The sequence below is a fragment of the Cardinium endosymbiont of Culicoides punctatus genome (genome assembly GCF_004354815.1).
GTDB lineage: Bacteria > Bacteroidota > Bacteroidia > Cytophagales > Amoebophilaceae > Cardinium.
On the sequence record NZ_QWJI01000040.1, the window covers coordinates 1 to 2,462 of the forward strand.

General features: G+C 32.9%; 2 protein-coding genes. Both read right to left on the bottom strand.

All coding sequences use genetic code 11. The features are described 5' to 3' along the window. On the bottom strand, positions 1-944 hold a 944-nt coding region (locus CCPUN_RS04090; protein WP_165941955.1), incomplete at its 3' end, for an AAA family ATPase. A gap of 634 nt (positions 945-1,578) precedes the next feature. After that, positions 1,579-2,187 (bottom strand): hypothetical protein, encoded by a 609-nt coding sequence (locus CCPUN_RS04095; RefSeq protein ID WP_133282308.1) that lies wholly within the window; start codon positions 2,185-2,187, stop codon positions 1,579-1,581. Positions 2,188-2,462 lie beyond the last annotated feature (275 nt).

Sequence of the window (2,462 nt, forward strand, 5' to 3'; positions counted from 1 at the left end):
AATGGATATCTTTTAAAGATTGTTTCAATATGTTCTTTAGTATACCCAACAACACCTGCATATTGTGTAAGAAGAGATACATTGCCTGGATGAAATATATTAGCACCTGAACCTAATTCACTGAGACTGAATTTATATACGCCTGTTAAAAGTATTAATTGACAAGAACCTGAATAGCTTTTTACTGTAGATAAAAAACCTTCAAGAATATCTTTATTTTTTTTGTATAAAGTCTCAGCATCAGCAATAACTTGAGGCTTTGATTTACTATCTTCTTTAATTTTATATGCTTGATACAGCTTATCAAGATTAGACTTAAGCTTTGCTATGGAACTATCATATTCATCTATTAAGACAATGACTTTAGGTTCGTAGTCATGCTTTAACGTCATGAGCTTGTTTAAAAGTTTTCTATATTTAGCTTGATATGACTTTCCTTCTATTACTATATTATAACGTGAAGCAATCTCATCCAGTACCTCCATGATATCTTGTTCTAGCTCGTCTGGTGTTTTGTTGTTTAGTTGAGAAAAATCCAACCTAATCACTGGGTATTTTGGCCATTTTCCACCTAATGGAACATATTTTTGAGGTGTTTCATTGGGATCGTCTGGATTTAATTTGATTGCACCTGTCTCTATAAAGCAATCTGAAAACAAATGTCTATATTCCTCTCCTTGTGCAATTTTATCTATCGTATCTATTAATAACGTTTTTCCAAATCTACGTGGACGTACCAAGAATACAGGGCCATTTCTTTTTATTAAACGCCAAACATACTCTGTTTTATCTGCGTAATATCCTGAATGAATTACATCTCTAATATCAGATTGACAAATAGGTAAAACCCCTGTGTAGGCTAATTTTTGTCTTTTACTATCAGACCCTATTTCTACATCTTCCGATGGTCTTTTATTTTCTAAATCTTGTGGATCTTGATGCATACCATACTTATTCGTTTTACATGAAACTAAAGATAGTATAAGACACAGGAATAATATGCAAATTCTTTTATTTGTTTGAATAAACATTTTTTCTACCAATGAATGGTTGTTGCTCGATGTGTCTTATGAGCTATGTAGGCTGTAATGTATTAAAAGACTACATGAATAGATGCTTTATCGGAGCATATCATCATTGCTCCATAAGACGGATCCGGGCTAAAACTTTTTAGTCACTACAAATATATAAAGATTTCGACAGACTTGAAACACTACCCACTTCCGTTAGTAACGGTGTACCATCGTTTATTATGAAATATCATGTGAAATGCATACTATCTTGAGCTCACTGCCTTAATAGGGAACGATGGGTTCTAATAAGGGGGGCAGCTAACGCAAGGAGGCTGTCACTCTACGCACTAATAAGAATCTAAAAATCAGGTTCGGAATGTGGGTTATACAACTTCACGAGAGCTTTTAAAAAGCCTCTAATTTATTCATTTTCAATACAAAAAAACATGTCTATTTGGGCAAAGTAGTATCATTTGAAACCTCCTGCTCCTACCAGCCGATTCGTGTGGGCCTTCCATCAGGTCTTCTAATTATAATTCATAACAGACATTGTTAAGGCTTATAACTATAAAATAGGTTCTATTTCTTCTTGAAATACAGTCATTGGATTCCTGCTTCTTACTGATATATTAACCAATTTAATACCTATCTCTTGAATAATAGGATGTTCTTTAATACGCAAGAAACGATTTGAGTCGTTTAAATATTTTTCTTCCTTGTTCTTGTATTCAAACTTTTTTCCAGCACGTTTTTCCGCTGTTATGTAATCTTCCGTAAGAACAATAGAAAGCAAGGGATAGGTATTCCTTATATGTTTAGAAAATAGAAAAAAGATCTTCCTAGCATCTTCAAGCTCCCAATCAGATAGCTGATTTTGATAGCCAAAGGTTTCTAAAAAGGAACCTTTAGAGACTACTATAGCGTGACTATTCCGGTCAACCTGATCAAATATTTCTTTACTACAAGTCAGGTAAAGCAAAGCTTCTGTAAAAGAGGATAATACAATATGATGATCCACGACTATTTCATTAGCTAGTCTTCCATAGTTAGATCCCTTTGGATCAGTTATGAAGGTTACTTTTTCCCCTTTTTTTTCAAAATATTCCGCTATATAATTTGTTATTTCTTGTCTAGGAGTACCTGAAATTCCATTAACGGTATATAAAAAAGCCATAACGATTATTTTTTTTAATTAAACTTATACTGAACTGATTTTTTAAGACAATTTTTTTCAGGACTTTCTCTCTTTTAATTAAAATCTATATGTGGATGATTCCATAAATTTTTGCGACCGGAAAATATATCAGAAAGCCTCAAAATCATTCTTTTCCCTCTTTAGTTATATGAAATATAACATTATGTGCTACATCACCTAGCGCTTTAGCTATTTCGGGTTCCATGCTCAGATATTTCTGTGCAAGAAGTATATCTATAGCAAATGTTTCTCGC